Genomic DNA, 16,391 nt, shown 5'->3' on the forward strand with positions numbered 1-16,391 from the left:
GAAATCGGGACGCGGCGCGAAACGACGCGTCGTCGCGGATGACGCCGGGAATGCCGCCCGGCAATTCTTTGCACACTGATCCGAACAATGAGCGACCGGACTCGGTGTCCCCCACCCCTCCTGCGTAGGGCTGATGGTGGGCCCTACGTGAAGCGGCGGTGAAACGACATGAAGAGATATTCGCGTCCGACATGATCGACTGTCAAACCCCGATCACGGCCCGAGACTGACCCATCTGCGTGACATTCCTTGAAAGAAATCCCGGAGGATTTCCTTTCAATTCGAGAAAAGGACTTTCGTCACGGCGTCCCCATATCCGGGGCCCGTAACTCCCTGCGGCGCATGCGGCGTTCGGAGTACGACGATCAGGCCGTGTCCGCCGCCCGGCCGACGTTGGTCGCTACTGCACGGCGGGGGCGATGCCTAGCGTTCCCGGGCGGGGTCACCGGACGAAAGGAACCGACGTCATGAATCAGGACCGTCCACGGACTGCCATGTCGCGGAGGAGACTGCTCGCGGCCACCGCCGCGGGCCTCGGCGCCGCCACCGTGGGTCTCGCCTTCGGCACCGGCACCGCCACGGCCGCCTCGCTCAAGAACGGACTGTGGTGCAACCCGGCCCAGGGTTATTTCCCGAGCGGCGGACATTTCGGCGCGGACCGGGGCGGAGTGCCGCACGCCGGTCAGGACATCACCGGTCCGGCCGGGACCGCGATCTACGCCGCCCGCGGGGGCACGGTCCACGCGGCCGGGGAGAACGTGCTCAGCGGGCGGACCGGCTACGGCATCGTCCTCGCCCACGGCAGCGGCAGCTACACCTACTACGGCCACCTCAACGCCCTCCACGTGTCCACCGGCGAATCCGTCGGGGCCGGCGCGTGGATCGGCGACATGGGATCGACCGGCAACTCGACGGGCCCGCATCTGCACTTCGAGGTCCACAGCGGTGGACTCGGCGCGATCACCGACCCCGTGCCGTTCATGCGCAACCGCGGTGTCGACCTCGGTGGCGGGTGGCCGACGCTCAACCCGGGAGCGTCGGGCGAGACCGTGAAGGTCATCCAGCGCCTGCTCACCAGCCGGGGAGCCGACCTGGTGATCGACGGCGACTTCGGAACGGTCACCACCGACGCCGTCGCCGCGTTCCAGAGCGACCAGGGGCTGGTGGCCGACGGGCAGGTCGGGCCGAAGACGTGGCCGAAACTGGTCCGCACCATCGACAGCGACAGTTCGCCGGGCGACGCGGTCAAGGCCGCACAGACCGCCCTCAACAAGCACAGCGCGGGACTCGTGGTGGACGGCGACTTCGGGTCGGTCACCCGGGCCGCGGTCGAGACGTTCCAGTCGGTGAACCAGCTCGTGGTCGACGGCGAGTGCGGGCCGAAGACGTGGGAGGTACTCACCGCCTGACGTACCGGCGCGGGCGGGGAACGTGCCGGGGTGGGCGCCTGTCGCACCCACCCCGGTCCGGCTCAGGTGCCGGTGCGCTCGGTCGCCGCCGGATCGCCGCCGGCGACGCGGTCACCGGACACGCCGAGGTCGGCGCCCTTCGGCTCCTTGACCATGGTCACGGCCGCGCCGGAGACCACGGCCAGCAGCATGATGTAGAGGCCGACCGAACCTCCCCACCCGGTGCCCTGCACCAGCAGTTCGGCGATCGTGGGGGCGAACGCGCCGCCGAGGATCGCGCCGAAGGCGTAGCCGATCGACACCCCCGAGTAGCGCACGTTCACGGGGAACATCTCGGCGTACAGCGCCGACATCGGTCCGTACGAGAACCCGAGCCCCAGGCCGAGGATCACGATGCCCGCGCCGAACGCCACGATGTCGCCGGTCTCGACGAGCAGGAACATCGGCAGCATCCAGACGAACATGAACGCGTACCCGAGCTGGAACGTCCGCACCCGGCCGATGCGGTCGGACAGCATGCCGCCCCACATGGTCGAGGCCAGCCAGCCGACCGAGGCCAGCACGATCACGGTCAGCACCGACGAGCGGTCGAGGTCGAGCACGTTCGTGCCGTAGGTGAGGAAGTAGGCGATCACGAGATACCCGGCCGCGTTGTTGCCGACGAAGATCAGCGCCGTCAGCACGACCTCGCGGGTGTTGTGCCGCAGGAGGTCCTTCAGCGGGGCCGACGACTCCTTCTTGCGTTCCAGCATCTCCTGGAACACGGGGCTCTCCTCCACCGCTCGCCGGATCAGGTAGCCGACCACCACGAGGATCACCGAGAACAGGAACGGGACGCGCCATCCCCACGACTCGAACTGTTCCGGCGTCATGACCGCGTTCAGCAGCCACAGCATGCCGGTGGCCATGATGAGGCCGATCGGGACGCCGATCTGCGGATACGCACCGAACAGGCCGCGTTTGCCGACCGGCGCGTGTTCGACCGACATGAGGGCCGCACCACCCCACTCGCCGCCCGCGGAGAAGCCCTGCACGATCCGCAGGACCATGAGCAGCACGGGAGCCGCGACGCCGATGTCGGCGTGCGTGGGCAGCAGGCCGATCAGGGACGTCGCACCACCCATCATCACGAGCGTCAGCACGAGCATCCGCTTCCGGCCCAGCCGGTCCCCGAACCGGCCGGCGACGATGGCGCCCAGGGGGCGGAACAGGAAGCTGATGCCGATCGTGGCCAGCGACACGACCGCGGCCAGGCCCGGCGACTCATCACTCAGCGGCGCGAAGAACAGCGGCGCCAGTACCAGGCTCGCGGCCTGGGCGTAGATGAAGAAGTCGTACCACTCGATCGACGTTCCGGCGAGCGTACTGGCCAGAACCTTGCGTTCGGCCGTGCTGAGTCGCCTTCCGGATCGGCCGGGCGGTGCGCTGTGGGGCGGTGGGGACTGCGGTTCCATGTGAACTCCGTTGTTCGGACCGTGCCGGGTGCGTTCGCGCCCGGTGTCAGGGGGGCGGCTGCCTGCGGGGAATCCGGCGCGGGTCGATGCGGCGCCTTCCTCGCCCGCTGTCCGGCGGGCCGGCGCCGATACCGCAGGCGAGGGCCGCGCATGTCCGCGCACCCGCGCGCGTCCTGCCGGACGTCGGTCACCGCGCCTGCGGTCTCTCGTCGAGGTCCGCCGACGAGGCGAAGGCCTTCCGGGCCACGGTGCCCTCCAGGTCGCGCGAGTTGATAAACGCTTTGACCACCTGCTCGGCGTCGAGACTAATGCGCCCGAACGGGGAACGGAAGGCCCGCCCGGGACCCACACAGCGCTGCGTGGACCGGAGTTGCGCCCCGCGGCCGTCACCTCATAGGCGTCACCTCAACGGGTGACTTGCGCTGCTGTGACGCACTCGATCACTGACGTGACGTGCGTAAACCCTGTCGTCACACCAGTCACAACGGAAACACCTGTTTACAGTCGCCCCATACGCACCGATCCTGGGGGCGCTTGTGCTGACCAGGGCCGCGCGGTCGATCACCGCCGCCCACCGAAGCCGCGCGGCGCAGCCGCTCGCGACATGGGAGGAACACGATGCCGGCGACCGGCCTGCGCACCGCGACGCGAACATCCGTCGCACTGGCCGCATTGGCGGCCGTTCTGCTGGGCTCGATGGCCCTGCTCGGCGCGTCCCGTGCCGACGCGGCCCCGGACGGCGTCCCGGGTGTCGACGTATCCGGCCACCAGGGCGACGTCGACTGGCGTGCCGCGTGGAACTCGGGCGCGCGCTTCGCCTACGTGAAGGCGACCGAGGGCACGGGCTTCCGCAACTCGCACTTCGCCCAGCAGTACAACGGCTCCTACGAGGTCGGCATGATCCGCGGGGCCTACCACTTCGCCCGCCCCGACGTCGGCGGCGGCGCGGCACAGGCCGACTACTTCGTCGCCAACGGCGGTGGGTGGACCGCGGACGGCAAGACGCTGCCCCCGCTGCTCGACATCGAGTACAACCCGTACGGCGACAACTGCTACGGGCGCTCGCACTCGAGCATGATCCAGTGGATCCGCGACTTCTCCGAGCGGGTGCACGAGAAGACCGGTCGGTGGCCGATGGTCTACACGACTACCGACTGGTGGAAGTCCTGCACCGGGAACACGCCGCGGTTCGCCGAGACCCATCCGCTGTTCATCGCACGCTATTCCGACCGGGTCGGCGAGCTGCCGGGCGGCTGGGGCCACTACACGATGTGGCAGTACTCGGATTCCGGGCCGATGCCCGGCGACCAGGACACGTTCAACGGTTCCATGGAGCAGCTGCGCCAGCTCGCGCTCGGCGATGCGGCCCGTGAGCCCGAACCCGAGCCGAAGCCGGAACCGAAACCCGAACCGGAGCCCGAGCCCACGACCCCGAAGCCCGAACCCGAGCCCGAGCCGGAGCCCGAGCCGGAGCCCGAGCCCGCTCCGTCCGAACCTGACTCGCCGGAGCCCGACCCGTCGGAGGGCAGGGACGAGCCGAGCGCTGACCAGCCGCCGGAGGACGCCGAATCGTCCACTCCGGCCCCCGACGAGTCCACGTCGGACGACGCTGCATCCGACGACGCTGCATCCGACGACGCGGCGACGCCGGAAAAGGCCGTGTCGGACGACCCGGCCGACAACGCCGGGTCCGAGAACGCCGGGTCCGATGAGGACACGCCGCAGAAGGGCATGCTCGTCGCGGGCGCCGAGGGACCGACCTCCGGCTCCGGTGGTGGCGACGCACAGGCGCAGGCACCCGCCCAGGACCAGGCCGCGGCGAGCGACGCGGGCTCGGGCTACGACGAGTTGGCCGCGACGGGCGTCGACCGGGACCTGCCGCGCATGGCCGTGTTCGCCGCCGCGATGATCGTCCTCGGCCTCATCGTGCTGACGCTGACCCGGGCGCCGGCCCGCCGCCGCTGACACCCGCGGTCCGTGCGGTGAGCCCACTGCTCACCGCACGGACCGCGCGGCGGCGGCCTCGCTGATGGCCCCACTGACGACGCCGCCGGTGCCCAGTCCGACGTCCGGGTGCCCGGCCACGGGCGCTTCCCCCGGAGGCGGGTCGGGAAGGGCCAGCGCCAGCACCGCCAGCTCGAGCGGAACCGCAGGGTCCTTGTCTGTCAACCCCCGTATCCGTGCGAGCCGCTTCCGCACCGTGTTCGGGTGGACGTACATCCGGCGCGCGCAGGAGGCGACCGAGCCTCCGCAGTCGATCAGCATCCGGAGCGTGTCGACGAGACACGCGTGGTGGGCGCGGTCGTAGCGCACCAACGGCTCGTGCAGTCGTTGCCGGAACAGTCGCAGGTACCCGCCGGGAAGACACTGCGCCAGCGCCTCGATCGACACCAGTTCGGCCGCCGTGGCCGGAGCGCCGCGGCGGACCGCCAGAGCCAACGCCGACAGCGCGTGTTCGATCAGCATCGGCAGATCGTCGGTGCGTCCCGGCCCGCTCGTGCCGTAGGTGCCGCGATCCGGCCGCAGGGGTGTGCCGGCCGGGTGCACCACCACCACGCGCTCGTCGACCGTACCGACGAACAGCTCCTCTCCCGTGGTGGGTACGCCCACGGCATCGCGGGCCGACATCGCCACCACGCCCAGCTGGTGCGCACCCGCCAGTGCGGGCGCACGTTCGGCCAGTGCATCCGGCCGCGCGTGGCCTCGGCGGATCAGATCGAGCAGGTGCCCGTTGGCCGTGCGCTCCCCGTGCGCCACGCGTTCGCGTGCGAGGCGTTCGGTGAAGTGCACGAACGGCACCGTCGGCGGAATCTCGAACACGGGGGTTCCCGCCTCGTTGGCACAATGCACGAGCGTGTCGGGGGCCGCCTCGTGCACCACACCCACCGCGTACCCGATCGCCGCGGGACGCGCGGGAACGAGCGCACGCACGAACTCGGCGCACGCCGCCGCATCACGCAGCGACAGCCCCGTGACCAGTACGAGTTCCTCGCCGCGCAGGTACGGCGAGGGGTCGATCAGGTCGGTCGCCTGCGCCCAGCGCACCGAACGGTCCAGTCCGACCGGTCGTCCGACGAGGCGTAGCCCCTCGGCCCAGCCGAGCACGTCCAGCACCCGAATGCGGGGCCCGTCCACGGCATCAGCGGCACCCATGGCGATCGACGCTAGAACCGGCACGTAACAACCACGTTGCCCGCGCTGACGGCCGTGTTGCGCCGTGGTGTGCGATCCGACACCGCCCGCGTCTCCGCCGGGCGTACTCCTCCACATCTGGCCCGCAGCCATGGCCCCGGGCCGACGAGGGGCGTTAGATCGGCACCGTCCGCCTCCCGCGCTCCCCGTCGTCGTGGGGCCGTGCACTCCCCTCCCCAGTTCCCTTCCGTCGCGAGGTGCCTCATGCCGCATTCCGCCGCGCCCACACCGCCGTCTCCCTCGGCGCCCTCCTCCGGTCCCGCAGGCGTGGCCCACCCGCGCGACCGCGATCATCCGCTCTCGCGCGTGCCCGAACGCGACCGCAAGGGTGTGGCCTCGCTCGCGGTCGTCATCGCCGGGTTCGGCTTCTTCACACCGACGATGGCCACGGGTGGCCAGGTGGCCGTCGAGTTCTCCTTCAGCACGTACCTCGGCCTGGCGTTCGTGTCGGCGATCGTGCTCGCGGCCTACATCGCGACGCTCGGCATCGCGTCCGCGCGGACCGGCCTCACCACCGTGTTGCTGGCGCGGCTGGCACTCGGCCGGGCGGGTGGGAAATGGGCGTCCCTTCTGCTCGGCGGTACCCAGGTGGGCTGGTACGGGATCACGATCGGCATGCTGGCGACGCTGCTCGGAGGAGCACTGGGCCTGTCGGTGACCTGGCCGCTGATCGTCGCGGGTGGCATCGCGATGGCGATCACCGCCTACACCGGATTCCGCGGCATCGAGCTGTTGTCCTGGCTCTCGGTACCGCTCATGACCGCGTTGTGCCTGTGGGTCGCGGTCTCGGCGACGAACGAAGCGGGCGGCTGGGGCGCCCTGTTCGCACACACCGGAGCCGGCTCGATGAGCGTGGGCACGGCGCTGACGCTCATGATCGGCACGTTCATCAGCGGCGGTACCCAGATCGGCAACTGGACGCGGTTCGCCTCCGGTGGCAGGCTCGCCTTCGGCATCACCGCACTGACCATTCTGGCCGTCCAGTTCGGACTACTGGGCTTCGGCGGACTCGGCGCCATCGGCTACGGCGAACCGGACTTCTCCACGGTGCTGCTCACGCTGGGCTCCACCCTGCTCGCCGTGCTCCTGATCATCACGAATCTGTGGACCACGAACGACAACGCGGCCTACGCCTTCGGGGTCGCCGGCGCCGAACTCACCGGGAAACCGGACAAACGGCCGTTCGTCGTGGGCGGGGCCGCGGTCGCCATCGTCATGGCCCTCACCGGCATCGCCGACGCGCTCACCGCGTTCCTCACGATGCTCGGCGTGTTGATCCCTCCGCTGGGCGGCGTCCTCATCGGCACGTTCCTGCTCGTCTGGCGCCGCCGCGACCCCGGCACGGCACTCGACGACGTGCCCATGGTCCGCTGGCCGGGCACCATCGCATACCTGGGCGGAACGGCTGCCGCGCTCCTGGGTTCGCTGCTGGACATCGGCATCCCGCCCGTCCAGGGCATCGCCGTCGCGCTCGTCCTCGTCGTCGCCGGGCGCGCCGTGACGGGCCGCGCGGACCGCGACACAGCACCCTCCGCCTGCGGCGAGTCCCAGCCCATCCGCCCGGCGCCCACCGACCCGAACCCCACCGCGAAGGAGCACTGACCCGTGGCCCTCGTCATCCGCGACGCCGACGTGATCACCATGGACGACCACACCGGCGTCACACCCGTGCGCCGCACGATCCGCATCGAGGGCGCCGTCGTCGACCTCGTCGCAGCCGATCCAGCCGACGTGCCCATCGCCCAAGGGGACACGGTCGTCGGCGGCCGCGACCGGCTCGTCTGTCCCGGTTTCGTGAACGCGCACACGCACTCGTGGGAGTACCTGGCGAAGGGCAGGTACGACAACCTTCCCCTGGAACTGTGGATGCTGTACGCGTATCCGATCCTCGGGGCCCGTCCACTGCCGCCGGACCTCGTCCGGCTGCGCAGCGCGTTGTTCGCAGTCGAGTCGCTCAAGTCCGGAACCACCACCCTCGTCGACGACGTGCTCGAAACCCCCGGTCAGGATCTCCGCCAGCTCGACGCGGTGTTCGATGCCTACGACGAGGTCGGGGTCCGCGCCAACATCTCCGGGCACATCATCAACCGGCCGTTCGTGGACACGCTTCCGTACGTCGCGGACTGGCTCCCCGCCGACGTCGTCGCGCAGGTGCGGGCCGTCCCGGTGCCGACGACGGAGGACTACCTCGCCTTCAGCACCGAGGCGTTCGCCCGCTATGCGGGCCGTGGCGACGGACGGCTGCGGTACATGGTGGCCCCGTCCGGGCCGCAGCGGTGCACCGACGACCTGCTCGCCGCGGCGACCGAGCTCGCCGTCCGCCACGGCGCGGAGTGCCACGTGCACGTCCTGGAGACCAAGACCCAGGCGGTGACGGGACGCGAGTTCTACGGCACCACACTCGTCGAGCACATGCGCCGCATCGGCGCGTTGTCCCCGAACACCACGTTGGCCCACGGGGTCTGGACCACCGACGACGACATCGCCGCACTCGCCGAGGCTGGCACGTGCGTGTCGCACAACCCCGTCTCGAATCTCAAACTCGGGTCCGGGATCGCCCCGTGGCGCCGCTACCACGACGCGGGTGTCCCGATCGGACTCGGCTCCGACGGATGTTCGAGCAGCGACACCCCGCGCCTGCACGACGTGATCAAGGCGGCCGCGCTGCTGCACAAGGTCACCGACGCCGACCACGAGTCGTGGCCGACGGTGGCGGAGGTGCTCGGCGCGGCGACCCGCGGTGGCGCCAGGACCGCGCAGCTGCACCACGACGTCGGCACGATCGAGGCGGGCAAGCAGGCAGATCTGCTCGTCTACGACCTGACGACACTGGCGTTCGCCCCGCGCAACCGGGCCGAACTGCAACTCGTGTACTCGGAGAACGGCGGCTCCCTGCGGCAGGTGGTGGTCGCCGGACAGGTCGTCGTCGACGAGGGGCGCGTGACGACCGTCGACGAGGACTCCCTGCTCGCCGAGCTCCGCGAGCGACTGCCCGGGGTCCAGGCCGAACAGGACCGCGTCGAAGCCCGCAACGCGGTGTTCCACGAGACGTTCGACCGGATGCACCGGACGACGGCGGCCGAGGACGTGGGCGTGCACCGCTGGTCCGGGACTCCGGCGGCCCGCTGACCGTCGCCCCGGCACGGGGCGGCGGGTTCCGGCTTGAGGACGCACCCGCCGCCCCGTGCCGAGACGGATCGGTCACGACACCGAACGGCGGACCTCCCGGGGGCCGGACACGGCGTCGCGCAGGGCATCGCCGGTGTCGGCGCTACCGCGGGCCGGTGCGCCGTGGCCCGGACGCACCCACAACCGGCCCACCGGCACGGAGTCGATCGCCTCGGCCAGACGGCCCGTGAGCTCGTCGGTCGGCGGCAGCCTCGGCGAGTGGATGTCGTACACCCCTGGCGCGACCGGATGCGCGACACCGGCCGCACCCAGGTCGTCGAGCGCCTCGAGGTGCGCCGGCGCCGCGTCGACGCTCGTCACGTCGGCCTCCAACCGCACCACCGCATCGATGACGTCGGCGATGTGGCCGAACTCGGCCGCACGCAGGTGCGTGTGGATCCGGGTCGAGTCGGCGACGCCGGAGGTGGCGAGGCGGAACGACTCGACAGCCCAGCACAGGTGGTCCCGCCGTGCGGCGCCGCGGACCGGCAGGGGGTCGCGCAGGGCGGGCTCGTCCACCTGGATCACCCGGACCCCCGCCGCCTCCAGATCACGCACCTCGTCGCGGAGCGCGAGGGCGATCTGGGCAGCCGTCTCCGCCCGTGGCTGGTCGTCCCGCACGAACGAGCACGTCAGGACCGTCACCGGCCCCACGAGCACGCCCTTCACCGGCCGATCGGTGCGGCGCTGCGCCCGGACGGCCCGGTCCACGGTGAACGGCGCCGGGCGGGCGACGTCGCCGAACACGATCGGAGGCCGCACGCACCCGGCCCCGTGGGACTGCACCCAGCCGTGCTCGGTGGTCACGAACCCGTCCAGGTGCTCCGCGACGAAACCCACCATGTCCGTACTGCCAACCTCGCCGGGCACAGGGCTGTCTGGCACAGGGCTGTCTGGCACAGGCCCGCCTATGCCGTGGGTGCCCTGTGCCCGCGCACGTACGGCATAGGCGGGCCTGCGGATGTGTTCCGGTCGCAACGCGGACAGCCGAGCGCGCACCCGGTGGTCCCGCACCCGCGGGGACCGTGTCCGCGTGGCAGCCGCCTGCCGCGCGTCGGCCAGCGCCTCCGCGACCGTGTCCGGCCCGACGGTCAACGCGCGACCGAGGGTGACGACCTCCCGCACCTTCTGCACCGCGAACGCCAGCCAGGAGGCGATCTCCGGATCCAGTGTGGACTCGGCGTCGACGTCGTAGGGCACGTGCAGCAACGAGCACGACGTGCCGACGGCCAGCTCCCGTGCCGAGCCGAGCAGGGTCGCGGCGGTGGCGAGTGCCGTGTCGAGGTCGGTCCGCCAGACGTTGCGCCCGTCGACCACTCCCGCGACGAGCGTCTTGCCGGACAGTCCGGACGTTCCGCCGAGTGTGTCCACAGTGGAAGGGTCCGACACCAGGTCGACCGCGATACCCTCGATCGGGCTCGCGGCGAGCACCCCGAGCGCCTCCCCCAGATCACCGGCGTGGCCTGCGACGAGCACCGACGGCCGTCCGTCGAGCTCACCCAGTGCCCGGTATGCCGTGGCCAACGCCTCGAGGTCCTCGTCGCTGCGGTCCGCGGTGAAGGCGGGCTCGTCGAACTGCACCCACTCCGCGCCGCCAGCGCACAGTTCGCGCAGGACCCGGGCGTACACCGGCAGCAGATCCGCCATCCGGTCCAGCGGACGGAAGCCGGCGGGCGCGCCCGGTGCGGGGTCGGCGAGCAGCAGGAACGTGACCGGGCCGAGAATCACCGGTCTGGTCGGCACCCCCAGCTTGGTCGCCTCGAGGAAGTCACGCACCACGGCACGGTCGGCGAGGGCGAACTCGGTGTCCGGCCCGACCTCCGGCACGAGGTGGTGGTAGGCCGTGTCGAACCACCGCCGCGTTGCCAACGGCGGCGTCGGCCCCGTGCCCTCGGCCATGGCGGCGTAGGTGTCCAGCGTGCCGAGGCCGAGTTCGCGGTATCGGTCGGGGATGGCGCCCACCATGGCCGCGGTGTCGAGCACGTGGTCGTGGAACGAGAACGTGTTGCCGGGCACGGAGTCCAGACCGGACGCCGCGAGTTCGCGCCACGTGCGGGCCCGCAGTTCCCGTGCCACGGCGCGCAGTTCCGACTCTCCGAGTTCCCCGGCTCGGTAGTGCTCCCACGCACGGACGAGTTCCCGGCGCGGGCCGATGCGCGGATAACCCAGGACGGTGGATCCGATGCTGCTGGTCATGCTCTCTCCTCGCGAGCTCTGGCGACACAGTCGCCCGAGTACCTCGCAGGAGGTGCGAACCCGGCCGGAGGCAACGCCGCGCAGAGGCGGCCACCGGCACGTCCGCCAGGTCCTCCCGCGAGACCTCGGACTCGCGCGCATCGGCGATGCGCGCACCGATGGCAGGTCTTCGGACTCGCGGGCACCTCCGGCTCACTGCCGGCCGTCCTACCGGCCGTCGCTTCCCGGACCGAGGGTCCAGTGCTGTTGACGGCGTTCGTTCCCACTCACCGCTGCGGGGCAGTCCCGGATTCGCACCGGGTTCCCTCTTGCCTCGCCGCCCACACCCGCGGCCCTCGGGACCGTCGTCGCGCGGGCAGGCGAACCACCAGCACGCCCACCGTAGCGTCCCGTCACGTCCGGGCGCCCGGGACCGAGGCGGCCGACGGCGCGAGGCGCATGCCGCGGCCAGGGCCGTTGTCCCGCGGCGAGACGTTGATCACCCGGGCTCAGTCCGACACCAGGAGCGCGAGCGCCGCCTGGACGGCGGCCTCGGTCATGCCGGCCACGCTCCGGCCGTCCTCGACGGTGGTCGCCACCAGCTCCCGCAGTCCGCCGACGAGGATCGTGGCGCTCTCCCGCGACACCCGCGGACGGCCACCGTGCCGGGCCGCCTCCCTGCCGAGTCCCTGGGCCAGACCGATGAACCCCTCCAGCTGCATGCGCTGCAACTGGCGCGACTTCTCCCCGAGCGCAGGCACGTCCCGGATCCAGCTGTGGATGATCGCGGGCTCGGCCTCGGCGTACCGGAACCACGCCTCCACCGCCGCGCGCACCTGGTCGGGCCACGGGGCGCGGCGGTCCACCGCGGACGAGACCTGCCGGATCATCTCCGCCGTCGCCTCGGTCATCAGCACCAGGAAGCACTGGTCCCGATCGGTGAAGTACTGGTAGAAGGTGCGCCGCGACGTCTGCGCACGCCGGACGATGCCCGCGACCGTCGACGTGCGATAGCTGCCCTGCGCGATCTCCTCGGCCAGCCCGTCCAGCAGCCGCTGGCGGAAGTCACCACCCCGCGCTCGCGCCCGGGCCGTGCCACGCGCCGGGCCGTCGGCGTTGCCGGCGTCGTCGGCGTGGCCGGCGTCGTCGGCGTGGCCGGGCGTGTCCGTCTTGCCGGAGTCTGACGGATTCGCCGCACCCCGCGACACACCGAGCACTCCGCGAGCGGCATCGTCTCCACCGGCCACGGCCGGATCGGCGTCGGCCCTGGTCCCGGTGCTCGCTGCGCTGCTCGTCTCGGTATCGGCCACGACTCGGACGACTCCCCCATCGGCTCGACCTTCCTTGCCCGCCGATGGTACGCGCCTGTACCGTTCCGCGCGGTACATCGACGTACCACGCGGCAGCGGGCTCGCCCGGCCGTGTCCCCCGCGCAAAGGAGCGTGTATCCGTGACCACTTCGGACACCCGGCTCACGGTCGACCGGCGCCGGTTCATGGGCTATCTGCTCGGCGGTGCCACGGTCGTGGCGGCGGCGGACCTGGGACTGCTGCAGGGCACGGCCCGCGCGGAGGTGCCCACCCTGCCGCAGCCCGCCGAGATCGCCGACCTCAGCGACCTGCTCACGCTCGCCGCGGCACCGACGTCCCAGCTCATCACCGTCACGATCAACGAGGACGGCACGGCGTCGTTCGCGCTGCCGCGCGCGGAGGTCGGCCAGGGCATCACCACGGCCGCGGCCATGATCATCGCCGAGGAGCTCGAGCTGCCGGTGGACAAGGTCCACGTCACGCTCGCCCCCGCGCGGCCCGAGCTGCTGTTCAACCAGATCACCGGCGGGTCCAACACGATCCACGCGATGTACACGCCCATCCGCGTCGCGGCCGCGATCGCGAAGGGTGCGCTCCTGCAGGCCGCCGCGACCCTGCTCGGCGACAGCGCGAACGCCCTGACGGCCCACCTCGGGCAGATCCTCGCGCCCGACGGCCGCCGCGTCGACTACGGACGGCTCGCCGCGCTGGCCGCGAAGGACAAGCCGGAGGCCGTGGAGGTCGAGCTCAAGGACGAGAACGCGCACGCGGTCGTCGGCACCCCGGTCAACCGGATCGACGCGCTCGCCGCCGTCACGGGAACCAAGGAGTTCACGACCGACCTCGACGTCCCGGACGCGCTGCCGACCATGGTGTGCCGCGCCCCCACACTCAACGGCACGCCCGAGTCGGTCCGCAACGCCGACCAGGTGCGCAAGATGCCCGGGGTCACGCACGTCGCCGTGATCCCCACCGGTGTCGCCGTGCGGGCAGCCACGTTCGGCCAGTGCATCGACGCGGTCCGCGCGCTCGACGTCGAGTGGAACGACGGCCCGGTCGCCGGACTGTCCGACGAGGACGTGCTCGCCAACGTCCGGTCCGCCGAGAAGGTCATTCCCACCCTGCCGAGCGCTCCCGGCTCCGAGACCGTCGAGGGTGATTTCACCTTCTGGTTCCGCAGCAACTCCGCCATGGACACCAACAGCGCGATCGCCGACGTGCGCGACGGCCGTGCCGAGATCTGGGCGAGCCTGAAGAATCCCAACGTGGCGCAGGGTCTGATCGCCGAGGCGATCGGCGTGCCGCTGAACAACGTGACGGTCAACGTCGTGCAGGGCGGGGGGTCGTTCGGCAGGCGCTTGTTCTCCGACGGCGCGATCGAAGCGGCGCGGGCGAGCAAGGCCATGGGCGTTCCGGTCAAGCTGATGTGGCACCGGGCCGACGACGCCCGGGTCGGCCGGACCCACCCGCTGGCGACCTCGCGGGTGCGCGCGAGTTTCGCCGGGGAGCAGGTGCTCGGTCTGCAACAGCAGCACACCAGCGTCGAGACCGATTTCCGGCACGGCCTGGGCGACATCATCACCGCCAAGGCGGCCGACCTGCCCGCCGGTCTGGGGAACCTGCCGTTCTCGCAGACGATCTTCCTGCTGACCACGATCATGCCGTACGACTTCGGCGCCGTGGGCCAAACGCTCGTCGAGACCGACACGCGGTTCAACACGAGCTCGATGCGCAACATCTACTCGCCCGACGTGCGCACGGCCAACGAGCTGATCGTCGACCAGCTCGCCGCGCGCATGGGCAAGGACCCCGTCGACTTCCGCCTCCAGTTCCTCCGCAACGGACGTCTCCGCACCGCGCTCGAGAAGGCCGCCGAGGCGGCCGAGTGGGGCAAGGACATGCCGAAGGGCACGGCCCAGGGTGTGGCCGTGCACGTGGAGTACAAGGGCGTCACCGCGTGCATCGTGGAGATCGACTGCCGCCCGGAGACGGTCAACCGCAAGGTCCGCAACGCCGTGACCGGTCCGCGCGTGACCAAGGCGACGATGGTCATCGACTGTGGACGGCCGATCAACCCGCGCGGCATCGAGGCCCAGATGCAGGGCTGCATCAACGACGGCATCGCGATGACGCTCACCAGCAGCCTCCACCTGCGCGACGGCCACTTCGAGGAGGCCAGCTGGGACAACTACTTCTACACCCGGCAGTGGAACACGCCGCCGGACGTCGAGGTGGTCGTTCTGGACTCCACCGAACCGCCCGGCGGGGTCGGCGAGGCGGGCGTCGCGGCGGCCGCGGCGTCGGTGGCGTGTGCCTACGCCAGGGCCACCGGGACGATGCCGACCGAGTTCCCCATCAACCACCGGACGTTGTCGTTCGAGCCCAAGCCTCGGACGCCACCGGTGCCGCAGTCCCCGACCGACGGTCTCGACCACACCTACTGAGAGCGGAGTCGACATGCCTGAACAGACCTTCATCGTCAACGGTGAGCGGGTGACGGTCGACGTCGCCGACGACGTCCGCGTGCTCTGGGTACTGCGCGATCTGCTCGGGGTGAAGGGGCCGAAGTACGGCTGCGGGATCAACGTCTGCAAGGCCTGCACGTCCCACATCAACGGCAAGGCGTTCAACCCGTGTGCCGTCCCCGTGGGCGCACTGTCCGAATCGGACGAGGTGACGACGATCGAGGGACTGCCGTCCCAGGTCGACGACGGCGCGCGCGGCGAGCACGGACTGCACCCGATGCAGGAGGCGTGGCTCGACCGGGACGTCGCGCAGTGCGGGTACTGCCAGCCGGGGCAGATCATGGCCGCCGTGGCCCTCGTGCACAAGGTCCGCGCCGAGGGCAGGACGATCACCGACGCCGACCTCGACAGCATCCGCAACATCTGCCGGTGCGGCACCTACACGCGCATCCGCGAGGCCGTGCGGGAGGGCGAGAAGAACATGTGACCTCCCGCCCACGCCGCTCGCGCATGAGGTCGGCGTGGGCGCGGGCGGGTAGAGTGGCTCCCCGGCATGAGTGAGCACAGCGACCCGGCACGCGCGACGCGCCGCAGCGGCGAGGAACTGCGCGAGGCGATCCTCGATGCGGTGCGCGGCGAACTGTTCGAACGCGGGTACGCGGGCCTGACGTTCGACGGGGTCGCCCACCGTGCCCAGACGAGCAAACCGGTGATCTACCGCCGATACACCAGCCGCGCCCAGATGGTCATCGACGCACTGATCCGCTCGTCCCCCGCCGATCTGCCCGCCGAGACGACCGGCAGTCTGCGCGACGACCTCGTGGCGCTCGGCACCGCGTTGGCACGGCGGTTCGAGCAGCTGGGCATCCACACGGTGCGGCGGCTGATCGCCGAGATCGACGACGACCTCCTCCCCCAGCTGGCCGAACTGGCCTCGGCACCGGCGGAGAAGGCACTGCTGCGCACGCTCGGTGACGCGCGCGCCCGCGGGGAGCTGCCCGCTGAACCACTGCCGGACCGCGTGGCCATGCTCCCGCTCGCGCTGCTGAGCCACGAGATGCTGTTCAACGGCCACGTGGACGACGCGGCCGTCACCGACATCGTCGACACGATCTGCATGCCGATGCTCACCCGCACGCACCACGGCGGATCCGCAACGGACTGAGCCCGCAGGCCCGGTGGGCGCACGTGGTGGCAGCCGGGGTGATCGCCACCGGC

11 protein-coding genes and 1 riboswitch are annotated in these 16,391 nt (G+C 71.2%); of the genes, 7 read left to right on the plus strand and 4 right to left on the minus strand.

The window, feature by feature from the left end:
- The first annotated feature begins 494 nt into the window (after positions 1–494).
- Positions 495–1,409: a peptidoglycan-binding protein gene (locus IF64_RS0103065; RefSeq protein WP_051757434.1), complete on the plus strand. Its 915-nt coding sequence runs from the start codon at positions 495–497 to the stop codon at positions 1,407–1,409.
- A 62-nt stretch (positions 1,410–1,471) separates the two neighbouring features.
- Here the strand turns inward: IF64_RS0103065 and IF64_RS0103070 are convergent, their stop codons facing one another.
- Positions 1,472–2,863 carry an MFS transporter gene (locus IF64_RS0103070; protein ID WP_051757435.1) on the minus strand — a complete coding sequence of 464 codons (1,392 nt, stop codon included), beginning with the start codon at positions 2,861–2,863 and terminating at the stop codon, positions 1,472–1,474.
- A 618-nt stretch (positions 2,864–3,481) separates the two neighbouring features.
- Here IF64_RS0103070 and IF64_RS28105 point away from each other — a divergent pair.
- Positions 3,482–4,828, plus strand: a complete 1,347-nt coding sequence (locus IF64_RS28105) for a lysozyme (RefSeq protein ID WP_030530447.1) — start codon at positions 3,482–3,484, stop codon at positions 4,826–4,828.
- Between the two features lie 30 nt (positions 4,829–4,858).
- On the opposite strand, the gene IF64_RS0103085 is transcribed toward IF64_RS28105, so the two are convergent.
- A complete protein-coding gene (locus IF64_RS0103085) occupies positions 4,859–6,016 on the minus strand; it encodes a PucR family transcriptional regulator (protein ID WP_030530448.1) in 1,158 nt (385 codons plus the stop codon).
- 243 nt (positions 6,017–6,259) lie between these two features.
- Here IF64_RS0103085 and IF64_RS0103090 point away from each other — a divergent pair, with 243 nt between their 5' ends.
- Positions 6,260–7,657, plus strand: a complete 1,398-nt coding sequence (locus IF64_RS0103090) for a cytosine permease (protein ID WP_084705613.1) — start codon at positions 6,260–6,262, stop codon at positions 7,655–7,657.
- A 3-nt stretch (positions 7,658–7,660) separates the two neighbouring features.
- Positions 7,661–9,184, plus strand: coding sequence for an amidohydrolase family protein (locus IF64_RS0103095; protein ID WP_030530450.1), 1,524 nt, complete (start codon positions 7,661–7,663; stop codon positions 9,182–9,184).
- A 72-nt stretch (positions 9,185–9,256) separates the two neighbouring features.
- Here IF64_RS0103095 and IF64_RS0103100 read toward each other — a convergent pair whose 3' ends face one another.
- On the minus strand, positions 9,257–11,419 hold the full coding sequence (locus IF64_RS0103100) for a hypothetical protein (protein ID WP_030530451.1): 2,163 nt from the start codon (positions 11,417–11,419) through the stop codon (positions 9,257–9,259).
- Positions 11,420–11,562: 143 nt separating this feature from the next.
- A riboswitch (cobalamin riboswitch) is annotated at positions 11,563–11,780 on the minus strand.
- 127 nt (positions 11,781–11,907) lie between these two features.
- Positions 11,908–12,708 carry a TetR/AcrR family transcriptional regulator gene (locus IF64_RS26420; protein WP_246134713.1) on the minus strand — a complete coding sequence of 267 codons (801 nt, stop codon included), beginning with the start codon at positions 12,706–12,708 and terminating at the stop codon, positions 11,908–11,910.
- Between the two features lie 185 nt (positions 12,709–12,893).
- Between IF64_RS26420 and IF64_RS0103110 the strand changes: the two genes are divergently transcribed.
- The 3 genes from IF64_RS0103110 (at position 12,894) to IF64_RS0103120 (ending at position 16,338) form a co-directional block, all read left to right on the plus strand.
- The gene (locus IF64_RS0103110) at positions 12,894–15,152 is read left to right on the plus strand and encodes a molybdopterin cofactor-binding domain-containing protein (protein ID WP_246134888.1); all 2,259 of its coding nucleotides are present in this window, start codon (positions 12,894–12,896) and stop codon (positions 15,150–15,152) included.
- A 13-nt stretch (positions 15,153–15,165) separates the two neighbouring features.
- Complete coding sequence (locus IF64_RS0103115; protein WP_030530454.1) at positions 15,166–15,660, plus strand: (2Fe-2S)-binding protein; 495 nt, start codon at positions 15,166–15,168, stop codon at positions 15,658–15,660.
- 66 nt (positions 15,661–15,726) lie between these two features.
- On the plus strand, positions 15,727–16,338 hold the full coding sequence (locus IF64_RS0103120; protein WP_030530455.1) for a TetR/AcrR family transcriptional regulator: 612 nt from the start codon (positions 15,727–15,729) through the stop codon (positions 16,336–16,338).
- Positions 16,339–16,391: the final 53 nt, after the last annotated feature.

The sequence above is a fragment of the Prauserella rugosa genome, from assembly GCF_000719975.1.
Lineage (GTDB): Bacteria > Actinomycetota > Actinomycetes > Mycobacteriales > Pseudonocardiaceae > Prauserella > Prauserella rugosa.